Source organism: Halobacteroides halobius DSM 5150, from assembly GCF_000328625.1.
GTDB classification, from domain to species: domain Bacteria; phylum Bacillota; class Halanaerobiia; order Halobacteroidales; family Halobacteroidaceae; genus Halobacteroides; species Halobacteroides halobius.
The window spans coordinates 2,062,970-2,078,204 of sequence record NC_019978.1 but is presented as its reverse complement, the minus strand read 5'-3'; the positions used below and the strand labels follow the sequence as shown (position 1 = coordinate 2,078,204).

At 31.7% G+C, this 15,235-nt stretch carries 10 protein-coding genes; 9 read left to right on the top strand and 1 reads right to left on the bottom strand.

Going from position 1 to position 15,235, the window contains the following annotated elements:
- The first annotated feature begins 95 nt into the window (after positions 1 to 95).
- From HALHA_RS10145 to HALHA_RS10135, 3 genes are all read left to right on the top strand, one after another.
- Positions 96 to 923 carry a CvfB family protein gene (locus HALHA_RS10145; protein ID WP_015327683.1) on the top strand — a complete coding sequence of 276 codons (828 nt, stop codon included), beginning with the start codon at positions 96 to 98 and terminating at the stop codon, positions 921 to 923.
- Between the two features lie 31 nt (positions 924 to 954).
- On the top strand, positions 955 to 1,905 hold the full coding sequence (locus tag HALHA_RS10140) for a hypothetical protein (RefSeq protein WP_015327682.1): 951 nt from the start codon (positions 955 to 957) through the stop codon (positions 1,903 to 1,905).
- Between the two features lie 75 nt (positions 1,906 to 1,980).
- Entirely contained in the window at positions 1,981 to 4,347 is a 2,367-nt protein-coding gene (locus HALHA_RS10135; RefSeq protein ID WP_015327681.1) for an endonuclease MutS2, read from the top strand.
- 32 nt (positions 4,348 to 4,379) lie between these two features.
- On the opposite strand, the gene HALHA_RS10130 is transcribed toward HALHA_RS10135, so the two are convergent.
- Complete coding sequence (locus HALHA_RS10130) at positions 4,380 to 6,770, bottom strand: penicillin-binding protein 1A (RefSeq protein ID WP_015327680.1); 2,391 nt, start codon at positions 6,768 to 6,770, stop codon at positions 4,380 to 4,382.
- A 245-nt stretch (positions 6,771 to 7,015) separates the two neighbouring features.
- Here HALHA_RS10130 and tyrS point away from each other — a divergent pair, with 245 nt between their 5' ends.
- The 6 genes from tyrS (at position 7,016) to HALHA_RS10100 (ending at position 15,232) form a co-directional block, all read left to right on the top strand.
- Positions 7,016 to 8,236 carry a tyrosine--tRNA ligase gene (gene tyrS / locus HALHA_RS10125; RefSeq protein ID WP_015327679.1) on the top strand — a complete coding sequence of 407 codons (1,221 nt, stop codon included), beginning with the start codon at positions 7,016 to 7,018 and terminating at the stop codon, positions 8,234 to 8,236.
- 54 nt (positions 8,237 to 8,290) lie between these two features.
- A complete protein-coding gene (gene yunB, locus HALHA_RS10120; protein WP_156801282.1) occupies positions 8,291 to 8,938 on the top strand; it encodes a sporulation protein YunB in 648 nt (215 codons plus the stop codon).
- A 99-nt stretch (positions 8,939 to 9,037) separates the two neighbouring features.
- Positions 9,038 to 10,072: an AI-2E family transporter gene (locus HALHA_RS10115; protein WP_015327677.1), complete on the top strand. Its 1,035-nt coding sequence runs from the start codon at positions 9,038 to 9,040 to the stop codon at positions 10,070 to 10,072.
- Between the two features lie 77 nt (positions 10,073 to 10,149).
- Positions 10,150 to 12,774, top strand: coding sequence for an alanine--tRNA ligase (gene alaS / locus HALHA_RS10110; RefSeq protein ID WP_015327676.1), 2,625 nt, complete (start codon positions 10,150 to 10,152; stop codon positions 12,772 to 12,774).
- Positions 12,775 to 12,820: 46 nt separating this feature from the next.
- Positions 12,821 to 13,072: an IreB family regulatory phosphoprotein gene (locus HALHA_RS10105; RefSeq protein ID WP_015327675.1), complete on the top strand. Its 252-nt coding sequence runs from the start codon at positions 12,821 to 12,823 to the stop codon at positions 13,070 to 13,072.
- 15 nt (positions 13,073 to 13,087) lie between these two features.
- Positions 13,088 to 15,232 carry a hypothetical protein gene (locus HALHA_RS10100; RefSeq protein WP_015327674.1) on the top strand — a complete coding sequence of 715 codons (2,145 nt, stop codon included), beginning with the start codon at positions 13,088 to 13,090 and terminating at the stop codon, positions 15,230 to 15,232.
- Positions 15,233 to 15,235 lie beyond the last annotated feature (3 nt).

The following is a 15,235-nucleotide window of genomic DNA, read 5'->3' as shown; positions in this document are numbered from 1 at the left end:
AAATAAAAGCTTATCAAGAAGCTAATAAAAGAATTAGATTATGATAGATTAAAAGAAGAGTTTAACATTAAAATACTTAAAAGGAGCTAATAAAAATGGATATAGGAGAATTTAATGAAGCAGAGATAGTTAGAGCAAAAGAATTTGGAGCTTATTTAGATGTAGATGGAGAAGAAGTATTATTACCTAATAAGTATATCCCAGAAGGGGCCAAGATAGGTGATAAAGTAAAAGTATTTATTTATAAAGATTCAAAAGATAGAAATATTGCGACCACTGTAACTCCAAAAGCTAAAGTAGGAGATCATGCTTATTTAAAAGTAAAAGATGCTAATAAAATAGGTGCATTCTTGGATTGGGGATTAGAAAAGGATTTATTAGTGCCTCATAGTGAACAGATTAATAAAATGAAAGAAGGTAAAAGCTATGTGGTAAAGATTTTATTAGATGAAGTATCTAACCGGCTAGTTGCTACAGAAAAATTTGATAAATCATCCCAAAATGATAGGATAGATGTTAGTGAAGGTGATAAGGTAGACATTTTAGTATATAGATTTACTGATTTAGGTGCTAAAGTGGTAATTAATAATAAAAATTATGGTTTGGTTTATGAAGATGATATTTATAAAAAATTAAAAATTGGAGATAAGGTTAAAGGATATATTAAGAAGGTTAGAGAAGATAAAAAGATAGATGTCAGTTTAAGAAAGATAGGATATGGCAAAGTAGAAGATGCTAAGAGTAAAATTCTTAAAAAGCTTAAGCTTACAGATGGATTTCTAGCTTTAAATGATAATAGTTCTCCACAGATTATTAGAGAAAAGTTAGAGATGAGTAAAGGTACTTTTAAAAAAGCTATAGGTGGGTTATATAAAGAACGAATTATTAACATAACTGATAAAGGGGTAAAGCTAAAAGATTAATTATAAAAAATAGTTATTGGGAGGAATTGGAATGAAATTAAAAGATATTTATCAATTAGCAATAGAAGCAGGAATGGAGGTTGATCCTCGTAGTCAAGATGATATTGAAAGAGTACTAGAAGAAAACAAAAGTAAGTTTGAGGATTTAACAGAAGAAAAAGAGGAATATTTTGATAAAGCTAGTTTAGAAAATCCTTATTCTGATACTAGAATTTTATATGGTGCAGAAGATAAGGATATAACAAGAGTATTAATGGGGATAGATATTGATAGTAGTGAGGTTTTAATAGCTGATAGATTAACTGAGAAGGGCCAAGAAATTGATGCAATAGTATCTCATCATCCTGAAGGCAAGGCCTTAGCTGCTTTAAATGAAGTTATGCATATGCAAGAAGATATTTTACATGATTTAGGTATCCCAGTTAATGTAGCAGAAGGAATCTTAGCTGAGAGAATAAGCAAGGTAGAACGAGGCATTATGCCTATAAATCATAATAAAGCTCGTGATGCAGCTAAGTTATTTGATATTCCTTTATTATCTGTTCATACACCAGCAGATAATTTAGTTGTTAATTTTCTACAGGAGAAGGTTGATCAGGCTGATATTAATAAGGTAGAGGATGTAATTGAATTATTAATGGAGATTCCTGAATATCAAGAAGCTACTAAGACAAAAGCTGGGCCAAAAGTAGTAGCTGGTTCTGAAAATAATAGAGCTGGTAAAGTAGTAGTCGAAATGACTGGAGGAACTGGTGGTTCAAAGGATGAATATGAAAAATTAGCTCAAGCTGGAGTAGGTACTCTAGTCTGTATGCATATTGGCGAGGAACATCTTAAAAAGGCAAAAGAACATCATATTAATGTAGTGATTGCAGGACATATGGCTAGTGATTCTATAGGAATGAATTTATTTGCTGATAAATTAGTAGAACAGGGAATTGAAATTATTCCGTGTTCAGGATTAATTAGAGTTAATAGATAGAGTTTAAATGGGCCTTTAATCTAGTATAGATTAAAGGCCTTTTATAATAATTAAAACAGGAGGATGATGTAGTTAATGGATAAGCATGCTTTAGAGGTATTAGAATTTGATAAAATTAAAGAACAATTGCGTGAACATACAACCTCTAAAATAGGAAATCATTTAGTTGAAAAATTAAGTCCTAGTACAGATTTAGAATTTATTGAATCTAGACAACAAGAAGTTACTGAAGCTACTAAAATTTTGAGTCGAGAGAGTGCACCTCCATTTGGTGGAATTTATGATATTCGTTCTGCTCTAAAGAAGGTGGAGAAAGGAGCTATCTTAGGTGCAGATGAATTATTAGATATTTTAATTACTATTACTTCGGGGAAGAAATTAAGAAGTTATTTTTTAGGATTAGAAGATGAAGATAATGAATATGTAAGAATTCTAAAGATCAGTAGTCAAATTGAAACCTTTTCAAATTTGGAACAGAAAATAAGGAAAGCTGTTGATAATCAGGGCCAAATAAAAGATTCCGCCAGTTCTAAACTAGCTGATCTAAGACGAAAGATTAGAAATACTAGTGATCGAATTAAGAATAAATTAAATTCAATTCTTAATTCTAATCGTTATCAATCATATATTCAAGAGTCTGTAGTTACTATCAGAGATCAAAGATATGTAATTCCAGTTAAAGCTGCCAAACAAAGTGATTTTCCAGGGATAATTCATGACAAATCAGCTAGTGGCCAAACTGTATTTATAGAACCTATGCCAGTAGTAGAGATCAATAATAAATTACAACAGTTAAGATCAGAGGAAGAAGAAGAGATTAAACGTATTTTACAGGAATTATCTATTGAAGTAGAAAAAAGATTACAACCAATTAAAGAAACCATTAAAGTTTTAGCAGTATTAGATTTTATTTTTGCTAAGGCTAAATATAGTATTGAACTAGAAGCTTCAGAGCCAATTTTAAACTCTAAAGGTCAGATTAATTTAATTAAAGCTCGTCATCCTTTATTAACTGAAGATGTAGTACCAATTGATGTTCAATTAGGTGATAATTTTGCCAGTTTAGTAATTACAGGACCTAATACAGGTGGAAAGACAGTTAGTTTAAAAACGATTGGTTTATTAACTATTATGGGCCAAGCTGGATTGCATGTGCCTGCTTTATCTGGTTCCAAATTAGCTATTTTTAATCAAGTCTATGCTGATATTGGAGATGAACAAAGTATCGAACAGAATTTAAGTACTTTTTCTTCTCATATGACACAAATAATTAAAATAGTAGAACGAGCCAGTATTAACTCTTTAGTTTTATTAGATGAATTAGGAGCTGGAACAGACCCAGTAGAAGGTTCAGCTTTAGCTCGAGGAATTTTAGACTATTTACATCAGCAAGGAGCTAAAACGGTTGCTACTACTCATTATAGTGAACTAAAAACTTATGCTTATAATCAAGATGGAGTAGAGAATGCTTCAGTTGAATTTGATGTAGAGACTTTGGCCCCAACTTATAATTTACAAATGGGATTACCAGGTCGTAGTAATGCTTTTCAGATAGCGAGTCGATTAGGTCTAAGTGATGAGATTATAGATAAGGCCAGTCAATTTTTAGACCAAGAAGATATAGAATTAGATAATATTATTAAGCAGATAGAGGAAGATAAACGAGAGTATCAGCAAAAAAAAGAATCAGCTCAAGAAAATAAACGTCAAGCTAGAGAATTAAGAGAGGAATATGAAGCTAAATTAAAAAAATTAGAGGCACAAAAAGAGCGGGAAATGAAGGAAGCATATCGAGAAGCAAATAAAATTATTAAACGAGCTCAACAGAAAGCAAATAAAATTATTGATGAATTAAAGGAGCAAAGGCAATTAAATGACCGTAAGATTGAAGGTGCTAGAAGTGAATTGCGAGAAGAGAGAAAAGATCTTAAAGAAGAACGACAGGAACTAATAGAAGCTAAGAGAGAACAAAAGGAGGTTCCTGATATAAAAGTTGGAGATAAAGTTAAACTAAGTAATTTGAATCAAAAAGGAAAGGTATTAGAAATTCACTCTGGTAAAGAAGAAGCATTAGTACAAGCAGGAATTATGAAGGTTACAGTTGATTTAAGAGAACTAGAAAAGACTACTATAGAGTCTAAAACAAATAATAATACTAGAGTAAATATAAGTCAGGTTAAAAGTAATAAGGCTAAAAATATATCTCCTGAGTTAGATTTAAGAGGCCTAAGGGTTGTAGAAGCTAAAAACAAGCTAGATAAATATTTAGATGATGCATTATTAGCTAATTTAAATCAAGTAGAAATCATTCATGGGAAGGGTACTGGAACTCTTAGAGAAGTGGTTGATGAGATGTTAAAGAATTATCGGAATATAAAAGATTATAGATTAGGTAGGCCTAAGGAAGGTGGCACTGGAGTAACAATAGTTAATTTGGGATAAAAAAGTCGGGTTCATTAATGAACCCGACTTTTTTAGTTACCTCTTAAAAGGTTAAAGAAATTATATATTTTATCTTTGATGGAAGTTGATTTATCTTCTGCGGTTGGTTTGTGTTTAGTACATTTCTTTTGTGGGATTTTTTTATAAATATAATTACCTTCTTTATCTTTTAATGGTAAAGGAAGTTTAGTATCTGGTTTATACTTTTTAATAGGTACTCCATTTTCATCAACAATAATATTCGTTTTAATTTGGTATTTAACTTCCTTAATTTTATCATCAGGACAATTTTCTGTGGCAATTAAACCTGTAGAGGTATCAATTTTGATTGTAGCAGTCTTTTTATGCAAAGTGCCTTTTGTAGTTGGCTCTGTACCTTTAATAAATAATTCTTCTCGAACCTGATTATTTTTTCTACAATATTTATTAGGTAACATACCACTGTCAATACAAATTTCTTTAGTGATGATATTATCTGGACGTTTAAAGCTTTTAATAGCTTTATTTTTAACTACTTTCTCCATATAATTGCCCCATAAAGCAGCAGCTTCTCCACTAGATATAATTTCAGTGACAGGTTTACCATTCTTCATAATTGGTTTTCCTGCTTTATTTTTCTTAACATATTCCATTCTAGTTGGTTCATCTTCTCCAATCCAAATACTAGTTACTAGATCAGGGGTGTAACCAACAAACCAAGCATCAGAGTAGTTAGAAGTAGTTCCTGTTTTACCAGCCATTGGTCTATTTAATTTAGCTCTCCACCCTGTTCCCCACACTAAGGGACCTCTAGCAACAGCTGATTGAAGCATATCTGTAACCAAATAAGCTATTGATTTATCAAGGGCCAAGCTCTTTTGTGCTTCTTTTTGAGCTTCATGATTCCAAATAATATTACCATAGCTATCGTAAACTTTTGTAATAGCAATTGGTTTAACTTTAATTCCCTGATTGGCAAAAACACCATAGGCTTCGGCCATTTCTAAAGGTGTAACTCCTTTAGTTAATCCTCCTAAAGCTATAGCTAGATTTTGGTCTTGAGGAACTAAGCTTTTAATCCCCAAACCTTTAGCAGTTGTAATGGTATCATTAACTCCTACTTTATCTAGTAGTTTGACTGCCATAACATTAATAGATTTAGCTAGTCCAATTCTTAACGTAGTTGGCCCTAAATATTTATCATTGTAGTTTTCAGGAATCCAAGTTTTTTCAGTTTCAAGTCCTGTCTTATATTCTTTAAGAGTATCATCTATTACTGAACCTGGACTCATTCCTTCTTTCATAGCAGTAGCATAGACAAAAGGCTTAAATGCAGAACCAGGTTGTCTATTAGCTTGTATAGCTCGGTTAAATTTATCATGGCCTCGTCCACCTATCAAAGCTTTGATGTGACCAGAACTAGGTTCAATTGTTACCAAAGCTAATTGTGGTTGTCTTTTTCCTAAGCCAGCTTTTTTATTTACAGTTGGAATATAACCAGTTTTAATAGCTTTATCTACAGTGGCTTTAGCCTTAGCTTGCATACTAGGATCGAGAGTAGTATAAACTCTTAGACCACCATTATAGACTTGCTTGGCCCCAAACTTATCAATCAATTTATTTCTAACATAACGGACAAAGTAAGGAGCATTTTCATCAGTATCGTCTGTAGGACGTTCTAAATTAATAGGTTGAGCTTTAGCTTTTCTAGCCTGTTTAGCAGTAATATAGCCATACTCTAACATTTGATTCAAGACTACATTTCTTCTGTGTCTAGCAGCTTTCTTATTTTGATAAGGAGAATAATAGTTAGGTGCTTTAATTAATCCTGCTATCAAAGCTGATTCTGCTAGAGTTAAATCTTGAACATCTTTATTAAAGTAGTAATTAGCTGCACTTTGAACTCCATAAGCATTGTAGCCTAGAAAAATTTCATTAAGATAGAATTCTAAGATTTCTTTTTTAGTGTACATTCTTTCAAACTGTAATGCTATATACATTTCTTGGAATTTACGAGTAAAGGTCTTTTTATGAGTTAATAAAGCATTTTTAGCTAACTGTTGGGTAATTGTACTAGCTCCTTGAACTTTAGCCATATGCTTTAAATCAACATAGATAGCTCGCATAATTCCTATGGGGTCAATACCATGGTGTTCCCAAAAGCGAGCATCCTCAATAGAAACTACAGCATTTTGTAGATGTTTTGGAATTTTTGATATAGGAACATAAATTCTATTTTCTTGATATAATTTGGTTAAAACATCGCCATTAGAATCATAAACTATTGTGGCTTCACTAGTCTGCCAGTGTCCATAATCTGCTACATTTGGACTAGTTTGAATTACCCAAGTTATTATTCCAATAGTAGTTCCCATTCCTATAGCTATAAATAAAATAAGTGCTGTAATAGTTAATTGCTTTATTTTTTGTTTTTTATTAGCCATTAATTAACCTCCTTCCTAAATTATTATAACATAAAAAATAAATTATATATAGTGTAGATACCCATACAGTTTATAAAGATTCATAATTCTTAGGTAGCACTAAAGTATATTTTTCCCATTTTTGTGTAATTAATACCTATGTAATATATATTGCTATAATTGATATTCTATTTTTAATGTGTTATAATTTCGGGGAGTAAAAGGTGTTTTAAACTAATCATTAATAAATTAATGGAGGTAAATTAATGGAGATTAAAGAACAATTAAGTATTGTTAAACGTGGAGTTTCTGATTTAATTGGAGAAGAAGAACTAGTTGAAAAATTAAAAGAAGTTAAAAAAGAGAGTAGACCGCTTAAGGTAAAATTAGGGTTGGATCCAACTGCTCCAGATATTCATTTAGGTCATGCTGTTGTATTAAATAAATTAAGACAGTTTCAAGATTTAGGACATCAAGTTTATTTATTAATTGGTGATGTTACGGGCCAAATTGGTGATCCGACAGGTAAGTCTGAAACGAGAAAACAATTATCCAAAGAAGAAGTGAAGGAAAATGCTGAGACCTACAAAGAACAGATGTTTAAAATATTAGACCAGCAAAAGACAGAAGTTGTTTTTAATAGTCAATGGTTTGGAGAGATGGATTTTATTGATGCCATAGAGTTATCTTCTCAATATACTGTAGCGAGGATGTTAGAACGAGAGGATTTTGCTAATAGATATGGTAACAATCAACCAATTAGTATTCATGAATTCTTCTATCCTATTTTACAAGGGTATGATTCTGTAGCAATGGAAGCAGATATAGAATTAGGAGGCACTGACCAAAGATTTAATTTGTTAGCTGGGCGTAAGCTCCAAAAAGAATACGGACAAGACCCACAAGTTGTTATTATGATGCCTTTACTAGAAGGATTAGATGGTGTTAATAAAATGAGTAAAAGTAAAGGTAATTATATTGGTATTGATGAAACCCCTAAAGATATGTATGGTAAAACAATGTCTTTACCAGATGAATTAATTGGTCGTTATTTTGAGTTAGTAACTGAGGTGCCACTGAATGAATTACAGGAGATTAAAGCAAGTTTAGAAGATGGAAGTCTACATCCTATGAAAGCTAAAAAGAGACTAGCTAGAGAAATTGTGGCTACTTATTATGACCAAGAGACAGCTAAAAAAGCACAACAAGAGTTCGAAAAGGTATTTAAAAAAGGTGGAACGCCTGATGATATGCCTGAAATAGAGATTAGTGATGATCAATTAGAAGATGGAGAAATGTGGATTGTTAAATTAGTAGCTGCAACAGGCTTCGTAGATAGTAATAGTCAAGCACGAAGAATGATTAAACAAGGAGCAGTTACAATTAATGATAAAAAGTATCAAAAGATTAATATAGATCTTAAAGTAGAGAACGAAATGATTATTAAGGTAGGAAAGAAGAACTTTGCTAAAATAATTTTAAAATAATTGCACAAAAGCACCCTATAACTAATAAGATATTATGGGGTGATTGACTTGAAAATGAGATTTATGAGCGTGATTAAATGGGGGTTGGTTGTAGTAATAATCTTAGCTATTTCTACTATAGTTATGATTGAGATGACTTTACAGCCAATTTTAAATAGAGTAACTACAGCTGATGTAACAGGGATGTTATCAGCTGTTATTAATAAAAGTGCTAATCAAGTAATGTATGATGTAAATTATAATCAACTAGTTAATGTAAAGACTAATGATGAAGGATACATAGTTTTAATGCAACCAAATTTACAGCAGATTAATAATCTTGCTTCAGATATTACATTAAATATTCAAAAAAGGTTAGAGGAAGTAAAAAAGAGAGTTATTGAAATTCCAGTATCGCAAGTATTTGGAATTGAGATTTTATCTAAGTTTAGTCCTACTTTTGATGTTCATGTAATACCTTATGGGGCTGTTAAAACAAATGTTATTGATGAGTTTGAAGCGGTAGGTATTAATCAGACAAAACATAGAATCTATTTACATGTTACTACTCAAGCGAGAGTAGTTGTACCTGCAATTAGTACTAAAATTAAAGTATCTACTGATATTCCTCTATCTGAAGCAGTTATTTCAGGAGAAGTACCAAGAACATATGTAGGAATTAAAGGCGGATTATTAGAAAAGGATACATTAACTACCAAGTAATTTTAGCAAGCTTTTTAAGCTTGCTTTTTATTTTTAATGGTATGTAAAGTAAGCTGCTTGTAAATACTAAATGATGAATAACTACCTTAGGAGGAATATATGCTGAAGCAAGAAAAAAAAGGATTAGTACTATTACTGATAATTATTAGTATTTACTTTTTCTATCAAGTGAAGTCTATCTTATTTCCTTTCTGTTTAGCAATTATATTAGCTTATCTACTTAATCCTTTAATTGATAAGTTAGTAAAGAGTGGGATGCCTAGAATGGGGGCACTTACTTTTGTTTTTGGTCTGTTGTTTGTTTTGTTTATGTTTGTTTTTATCACAGTTATTCCAGCAATAATTAATGAATTAGAGATTTTAACCAATAAGTTACCATTTTATATTGCAAAGCTAGATAGAATAATAAATAAATTGAATAATCAGTACCAGCAGATTAATATTTCTTCTACTTTAGACCGGGTTTTAGAAAGGATAATGTTAAGAATAAAAGAACTTAGTGTAGAGTTTATAGAAAGAACAACTCAAGTAATGATTAATTTATTATCACGAATGTTTAGTTTGATTATGGCTCCTATTTTGACTTTTTATATTCTAAAAGATTTCAAGTTGATTAAGAATTATTTTTGGTCTATAATCCCTGATCAAGAACAATCTGCAATACGAAAGTTATTGATTAGGATTGATGAAGGACTGGTAGGCTTTTTTAAAGGACAATTAATAGTTAGTATATTAGTAGGTGTGTTATCAACTTTAGCTTTGTATTGGATGGGAGTAAAGTTTTCATTAATAATTGGAGTTTTAGCTAGTATTTTTAATGTAGTTCCTTATTTTGGCCCATTTATTGGTGCTGGGGTAGCTGGATTGATTGCGTTTGGGACTTCTCTTAAGTTGAGTTTACGGGTTATTTTAGTTTTTTTTATTATCCAACAAATAGAAGGGAATATTATTTCTCCTAAGATAATGGGAGAAGAGGTAGGTTTACATCCTGTGATTATTATTTTTTCTCTATTAGCGGGAGGAGAATTATTGGGGGTTATTGGAATGCTAATAGCTATTCCAGTAGCTATAATTGCTAAAGAGTTACTTAATTACTTATTTGTTGAGGTACTGGCTACTGTTGACAACAGTTAGTATTTCTAGTATTATATAAACTAAGTTTATTTTGCTAATACTAATTAAGAAGATATATTGGGCGGGAGGTTAGTTAAATGAAAAGTAGTGAAATTCGGCAAAGATTTTTAGATTTTTTTGCAGAACAAGACCATAAAGTATTACCTAGTGCACCATTAGTGCCCCAAAATGATCCTACTTTATTATGGATTAATGCAGGAATGGCACCATTTAAGGATTATTTTTCTGGAAGTGCTACTCCACCTAAAAGAAGGGTGGTAACTGCTCAAAAGTGTATTCGAACTAATGATATTGAAAATGTCGGTCAGACGGCTAGACATCAAACTTTTTTTGAAATGTTAGGTAATTTTTCGTTTGGAGACTACTTTAAAGAAGAAGCTATTCAATGGAGTTATCAATTTTTAACAGAGAAGTTGAATTTAGATTCGGATAGATTTTTAATATCTATTTATAAAGATGATGATGATGCTTTTAATATTTGGCACAAGAGAATAGGGATCCCAACTGATAGAATTATTAGAATGGGTAAAGATGAGAATTTTTGGGAGATTGGAACTGGCCCTTGTGGACCATGTTCTGAGATTCATTATGATCGAGGTAAAGATTATGGTTGTGAAGAAGGTTGTGAATTAGGTTGTGATTGTGATCGTTATTTAGAGATTTGGAATTTAGTATTTACACAGTATAATAAAACTGAAACTGGCGAATATTTAGACTTACCACAAAAGAATATAGATACAGGAGCTGGATTAGAGCGATTAGCATCACTATTACAGGATAAACCAACTAACTTTGAGACGGACTTATTTATGCCAATTATTGAATATATTACATCTCATTGTGGTGTTGAGTATGGTCAAGCCCAGGAAAGTGATGTAGCAATTAAGGTAATAGCTGATCATATTCGGAGTGTAAGTTTTGCAATTACTGATGGTGTATTACCTTCTAATGAAGGAAGAGGTTATGTTGTCAGAAGATTATTAAGAAGGGCTGTAAGGTATGCTAAGATGCTTGATTTAAAGATCCCTTTTTTACATACTATTGTTGCGGTGGTAGTAGAAATTATGGGGGATCACTATACTGCTTTAGCATCTAAACAGGAACAAATTGAGAAGATTATTAAGCAAGAGGAACTTAGGTTTCAAGAAACCTTAGAGCAAGGGATGGATATTTTAGAAGATTTAATTGATGAATTGCAAAAAAAGGACAAATCTAAAATTCCAGGAAAACAAGTCTTTACTTTGTATGATACGTATGGATTTCCTAAAGAACTAACCAAAGAAATTGCTGCTGAAAAAGGATTTGTAATTGATGAAATTGGTTTTGAGGAAGCAATGGAAGAACAACGTAAGCGAGCTAGAGAGGCCAGAGAAGACTATGATCAAGGACATGGCCAATTAGAATTATTTAAAGCAATTAGAGATCAAATAGGTAATACACAATTTGTAGGTTATGACAATTATCAAGTAGACTCTAAAGTTTTAAGTCTAGTTCAAGATGAAGAAGAAGTTAAGGAAATAGGTGCTGGTCAAAAGGCTAAATTGGTACTAGCTAAAACTCCTTTTTATGCTGAAGGTGGGGGCCAAGTTGGTGACCAAGGAATGATTAGTTTTGCTTCTGGACAGGCTAAAGTATTAGAGACAGAAGAAATTGCTGAGTTGATTGTGCATCATATTCAACTAGAAGAGGGAGAAGTAAAAGTAGGTACTAAAGTAAAGGCCAGTATTAATCAACAATCAAGAAAAGCTACTGCTCGTAATCATACAGCTACTCATTTGTTACATAAAGCCCTAAAGGAAATTTTAGGTGATCATGTTAATCAGTCTGGTTCATTAGTTACTCCTGATAAATTAAGGTTTGATTTTTCTCATTTTGAAGCTGTAACAGAAGAAGAGCTGGCTGCTATTGAAAAGCAAGTTAATAATTATATTTTAAAAAATATAAGTGTTAAAGCTGAGAAAATGGATTTAGAAGAAGCTAAAGCTGTAGGAGCAACTGCTTTATTTGGTGATAAATATGGAGAGCAAGTAAGATTAGTAAAAGCAGGTGAGTATAGTAAGGAATTATGTGGTGGAACTCATGTTAGAACTACAGGAGAAATTGGGCAATTTAAAATAGTAGGAGAATCTGGTATAGCAGCTGGAGTAAGAAGAATTGAAGCTGTAACAGGAGAAGAAGCCCTAAAGCATGTCAATCAATTAGAGGATAGCATTGTAAAAATAGCTAATAAGTTAAAAGCTAATCCATCTGAAGTAGTATCTAAAGTAGAATTGCTACAAAATCAAATTAAAAAATTAGAAGGAGAAATTGAAAGTTTAAAAGATAAATTAGCTGCTTCTCAAACTAAAGATTTAGTTGCTCAAGTTGAGAAGATAAATGGAGTACCAACTATTTTGCATAGTGTAGATAGTTTAGATGCAGCTGGACTGCGAAAAATGGCAGATGAATTAAAAACAGAATTAGATTCAGGAATAATTGTTTTAGGTTCTAAGTTAGAGAATAAAGTATTATTTGTTGCGGTAGTGACTGATGATTTAGTTAAAGAGGGATATCACGCTGGAGAGATAATTGGTGAAGTTGCTAAAGTTGCTGGTGGAGGGGGAGGAGGTCGCCCTAATATGGCTCAAGCAGGTGGTAGTAAGCCAGAGCAGTTAGCGGCTGCCTTAGAAAAAGCCCAAGAAATTATTGGATCCAATGTATAAATGGTTACACAGATGGAATAATATTATTAAGTTTGGGGTGAGATAAATGAATGATTTCGATAAGACTATGATGTTTAAAGTTGATAAGGAAGAAGAAAGTAAAGTAGCTAAGGTTTTAAAAGAAGTTTATCAAGCTTTAGAAGAAAGAGATTATAATCCAATTAATCAAATAGTTGGTTATATTCTTTCTGGAGATCCGGCATATATTACTAGTCATCAAAATGCTCGAAGTAAGATTAGGCAGTTTGAAAGAGATGAAATTATTGAGGAGTTAGTAAAAAACTATTTAAAGGATTAAGTTTGGAGTGGTTAAATGAAGAGATATATTATTTTTATAACTCTTTTGTTTATAGTTTTATCCTCCCCTTTAGTTCAAGCTACAGATAGTAGATTTATACTTTTTATTATGGATGGAGTTAGCTTAGCGGAGATAGAAGAGATTAAAACTCCGAATTTAGAGCAACTAATTACTAATGGAGCCGTGGGCTTAATGAATATGAGAACTGCTGGAGAGTTAGAGCCAGATGATAGTTATTTAACTATTGGTGCTGGTACTAGAGCTAGAGTTGATAAGGGAGGTTATTTAAACTTTAATTTAACCGAAGAATATCAGGGAACTAAAGTAAGGGATATTTATATTAGGCGAGTAGGTCATTTAAATACAGAGGCGGATATTGTTAATTTGCGGTTAAAAAGTATAAGAGATGCCAATCAATCCAGTTCCTATCAAGCCGAGATTGGTCATTTAACCACTTTATTAAATCAAGCTAATTTAGATGTTGCAGTGTTAGGTAACGCAGATATATGGAATCAAGCCAGAAGACAGGTTGCTTTAATCGGGATCAATAAATATGGTATAGTTAAGCAGGGGGATGTTGGTCAGAAAATGTATCGTCAAACTGATCAATATCCCTCTGGTTATATAACTGACCATGATTATTTAATGAAACAATTTAATAAATTTTTCGATACGAGTGATCTATTAGTTGTAGAATCGGGTGATACATCACGGATTGAAGCAGTAAGACAGTTATTAACTACTAAAAAGTTTAAGCAAGCTAAGAAAAAAGCAATTAAACGAGTTGATAGATTATTAGGGTTGATAGTAAAAGAGTTGGATTTTAATAAAGATTATCTATTGGTTGTTATTCCAACTCCAGCTAGCGGTAATAAATTAACTTTGGCCACTTTAGTTGGGCCTACAATAAAGGATGGTTTATTAACTTCTGGTAGTACAAGAAGAACGGGGTTAATTACAAGTCTTGATATAGCACCAACTATTTATTATAGTCTCATAAATTCTAATAAGGGTCAATTTACTGGGCGTGGGATGACTAGTGTTAAGTCCGATAAGGGATTAGATTATTTAAGTCAATTAAATAATAAAATAAAGAGAACTTTTAAGTGGCGTCCAATAGTAGTTAAAGGATTTATTCTATTACAGATTATTACATTAGGTTTAGTAGCTTTTATCTTTATTTATAATAGAGATAATAATTTATTAGAGCGGATTAGTATTTATTTATTGATTAGTTTATTATGGATCCCTTCTTGTTTTTTGTTGTCAAGTTATTTTCTTGACCAAAATATTTATTTTGCCATCAGTAGTTGGTTAATAATCAGTTTATTCTTGGCCCATTATACGATTCAGCAAGAGAATAAATTATTACCTTTTTTAGTGCCTACTTTGGTAATTACTACTTTATTAACTTTTGATCTTTGGCGTGGTGCTGATTGGACAAAATTATCTGTGTTAGGTTATTCTCCGGTTATAGGAGCTAGATTTTATGGGATAGGAAATGAGTTTATGGGGGTTTTAATTGGAGCGGGTATTATTGGATTAACTGGACTACAGGAGCTTAAAGAAAGACTGGTTAATAAGCACATGCTAATATTATTTATTTTGCTAGTATTAACGGTTGGATATCCTAAAGCAGGGGCCAATTTTGGGGGGGTAATTACTGCTACTCTTGCCTGTAGTGTTACTTATTTTAATTTAAAGGGATATAATTTTGACTGGAAGATATTATTGAAAATAAGTTTAGTTTTGTTGGGAACAGTTTTAATAATTATTTTAATAGATTTTTATGGAGGATTAAAGACCAATACACATTTAGCCCATACTTTAGTAGTGATTAAAGAAGAAGGAATTAGTGAATTATTAGTAATTATATCTCGTAAGTTACAGATGAACTTAAAATTATTAAGATGGACAATCTGGAGTCGGGTATTACTTGCTTTTGTGATTATTCTAATAATTTTATTTAAATGGCCGCAAGGAAAGATTCGGGATTTGATTATTAATTATCCAAGCTTAGCAGCTGGATTTAGAGGTTCAATTGTTGGTAGTACAGTGACCATGTTAGTTAATGATTCAGGAGTAGTTGCTGCAGCTACTTTATTGTTATTTCCTATTTTTACTCTATTATATATAGTATTAGTTAGCAAAAAAAATTAGATT